Genomic DNA, 2806 nt, shown 5'->3' with positions numbered 1-2806 from the left:
CGTCATGCACCCAAGGCAGGAGCCGTGTGCGGGAATTCCGCCTGCACGGATTTGGGCGGGGGGCGGTCAGCAATGACCGTCCCTACCGCGCTTCACTCTGAGTTCTTCGCATTTTGACCCTATGCGACATCAGCGGGGGCCGTGGAGCTACCTCCGCTCGACCACACTCGGCCACTTTCAATGTGCTAATTTAACTCGCTACGATACTCGATCCCGAAACGGGAGGCTCAGATGAGATCCAACGTTGTGACGCTGGCTGCCGCGACCATAGTAACTGGTGCGAGTGCTGCTTATGCCGCTAGCGAGACGATTACCATGAACGCAATCGATGCCAACGGCGTCGGCAAGGAGATCGGCACGCTTGTTTTGTCCGACACCCAAACAGGCTTACAGATCACGCCACAGCTGGTCGGTCTACCGCCGGGCGACCATGGATTCCATGCCCACGTTAATCCGAATTGTGGCCCGGGCCCTGGACCGAATGGCCAACCAGCGGCCGGCATGACGGCGGGTGACCATTATGACCCAGCCAACACTGGCAAACACCTCGGACCGTATGGCGAGGGGGGCCACAAGGGCGACATGCCCGTGCTGACCGTCGATGCTAGCGGCAAGGCCACGGAGGCCGTGGTAGTGCCGCACCTCACTGTGGCCGACGTTAAGGGGCGCGCCATTATGATCCACGCGGGCGGCGATAATTACTCCGACCAGCCAGCGCCCTTGGGTGGTGGCGGCGCGCGCATCGCTTGCGGCGTTGCCAAGTAGAGCTGCTAATGCTGCTCGCGCTGGCCAACGAGATCGTCAAATAATCCCTCGCTGCGGTGCATGAGTCCGGAAATGGCCCTTCGCGACATATTGCACCGCCGCTCGATCTCGGTCGCTAACAAAGCATAGCGGAAGTTGACGGGCAGCCGTCTATTGTAGAGGACGACGCTCGTGCCCTAAGGCGACGTCGGCTCCCTAGTAGGTCCGTTGCGCCCGACTGGCCATCCTCGAATTGGCGCTTGAGCCCGAAGATCGTTGGCTGCTTCAGCCCTAGTTGCGGCGATAGCCTGGACCGGCCATGCCGGATCGACGTTGGGGGAATTGGGAAATCTACACCTCGCCGCCGACGTTCTGCATCTCTGCGCTGCGTCGGCCTGGATTGGAGCCGGCCTTGCGATTCTATTTGAGGTCGGCCGGCGCTGTCCGGCACCTGAATGGAGACCACTGCAGCTAGACGCTATCAGCAAGTTTTCGATCGTCGGTATGATCAGCGTTGCTGTCCTGATCGTGTCGGGACTCGTGAATGCGTGGATCCTCGTTGGCTCATTCCGCGCGCTGCTTGTGACCGACTATGGGCGGCTGTTGCTGCTCAAGATCGCCGCCTTTGCGATCATGGTCGCCTTTGCTGCAGTCAACCGGCTCTGGCTGACGCCGCGGCTCGCTTTGGTCGCAAAAGAAGTGGCACATCCGTCCGCGCTTTCCACGCTGAGGCGCAACACGCTCATCGAGATCGCGCTCGGACTCGCGATCTTTGTCATGGTCGGGGTGCTCGGCACGCTGCATCCCGCCATTCATCTCGCGCAATGAAACATCACAAAAGGAACAAGGAGTAACCACCATGCAAATCCGAAAACTGACAATGATGTCGATCGCCAGCGCCGCCTTAGCCACGTATCTTTCGGTCGCACCACCTGCGCGTGCCGATGATGTCAAGCCCGGCGACCTCGTCATCAGCCAGGCCTGGAGCCGCGCCACGCCGAAGGGGGCGAAGACCGGAGGCGGCTATTTCACCATCAAAAACAAGGGCAGCGCGCCGGACCGACTGACCGGCGGATCCGCCGATGTCGCGGGCAGTGTCCAGGTCCACGAAATGTCGATGGAGGGCGGCGTCATGAAGATGCGCCCGGTCGAGAAGGGGCTCACCATTGAGCCAGGTAAGACGGTTAAGCTCGCGCCGGGCGGCTACCATCTGATGATGATGGATCTGAACGGAGGCGAGTTATTCAATGCTCCAACCCGTCTTACCGCAAGCGACGTAATCTGGCAGTCGCACTGCCCCAACGCGACCTTAGCTCGTTGCTGAGTGAAGCGCCGCATTGAAGCCAACGGTGCGGCTCAGGTCCGCTTTGCGCCACAAGCTGCGCTCCCCGCCAGGTCGCATTTTGACCGATGCTGTCGAAAGTCTTTTCTGGCCAACGAACGAAATTTGTCAGCCCTACTGGTGCGTCCCATGCGGAGCAATGTGAGGGACCACATCGAATTGCAGCAAAACGATCACAGACCTTCGTACACAGCCTGGAGAGGCTTGCGGCGACCGAGACAACCAAAACCTGACCTTTGCGACATTTTCGGAGCCCCTCAATTGTCGACTTTTTCGACAGCATCGACCCGGAACGGACATTTGACCCTGGGCGTACTGTCCCGGAAACCGGTTCACTAGCGGTGTAGAGGAGCAGGGTCGATACGAATAATACGGGAGGCGGAGTTTCGGTGACCCACCTGGCCGCAACAGATGGCTCGGGTGCACCACGTCAATCTGGCTGGTCGTTTTCAGGATCAGTCCAGGCATCAAGAATTGTCATGCTCACCTGCAAGAAGGTAATGGAAATTAAGAAACCAAGATTGATCGGGTTAAGCGCAGCTTCCCACGAGCTTTCGCTCAGCGCTGGACTCGCTCGCGCCGCCCGATCAATAACCAAAGGTCGGAAGCTGCGGCCGTGCTGCCGGTACTTTGCTCCCGGCCGGATACCGCTTGAGCAATGGATCAGTAGTAGACGTGGCTTCGACATGTCAATCATCCGTGAGCGTTGCGCAACTTAGT

General features: G+C 59.4%; 4 protein-coding genes. 3 read left to right on the top strand and 1 reads right to left on the bottom strand.

Annotated features, from left to right (window positions below; all coding sequences use genetic code 11):
* The first annotated feature begins 231 nt into the window (after positions 1–231).
* The 3 genes from sodC to YY7_RS56210 all read left to right on the top strand — a co-directional run bounded on the left by sodC (position 232) and on the right by YY7_RS56210 (position 2068).
* Entirely contained in the window at positions 232–765 is a 534-nt protein-coding gene (gene sodC / locus YY7_RS0149665) for a superoxide dismutase family protein (protein ID WP_028169403.1), read from the top strand.
* Between the two features lie 255 nt (positions 766–1020).
* Positions 1021–1572, top strand: a complete 552-nt coding sequence (locus tag YY7_RS56215) for a CopD family protein (RefSeq protein WP_349642733.1) — start codon at positions 1021–1023, stop codon at positions 1570–1572.
* A gap of 31 nt (positions 1573–1603) precedes the next feature.
* Positions 1604–2068 (top strand): copper chaperone PCu(A)C, encoded by a 465-nt coding sequence (locus YY7_RS56210; RefSeq protein WP_080664225.1) that lies wholly within the window; start codon positions 1604–1606, stop codon positions 2066–2068.
* A 448-nt stretch (positions 2069–2516) separates the two neighbouring features.
* On the opposite strand, the gene YY7_RS61700 is transcribed toward YY7_RS56210, so the two are convergent.
* The gene (locus YY7_RS61700) at positions 2517–2774 is read right to left on the bottom strand and encodes a hypothetical protein (RefSeq protein WP_155255698.1); all 258 of its coding nucleotides are present in this window, start codon (positions 2772–2774) and stop codon (positions 2517–2519) included.
* Positions 2775–2806 lie beyond the last annotated feature (32 nt).

The sequence above is a fragment of the Bradyrhizobium elkanii WSM2783 genome (assembly GCF_000472865.1).
Taxonomy (GTDB): domain Bacteria; phylum Pseudomonadota; class Alphaproteobacteria; order Rhizobiales; family Xanthobacteraceae; genus Bradyrhizobium; species Bradyrhizobium elkanii_A.
This window is presented reverse-complemented; position numbering and strand designations above follow the sequence as displayed.

Coding starts and splice junctions, on each gene's coding strand:
- sodC (WP_028169403.1), top strand. CDS start 232: ATGAGATCCAACGTTGTGACGCTGGCTGCCGCGACCATAGTAACTGGT.
- YY7_RS56210 (WP_080664225.1), top strand. CDS start 1,604: ATGCAAATCCGAAAACTGACAATGATGTCGATCGCCAGCGCCGCCTTA.
- YY7_RS61700 (WP_155255698.1), bottom strand. CDS start 2,774: ATGTCGAAGCCACGTCTACTACTGATCCATTGCTCAAGCGGTATCCGG.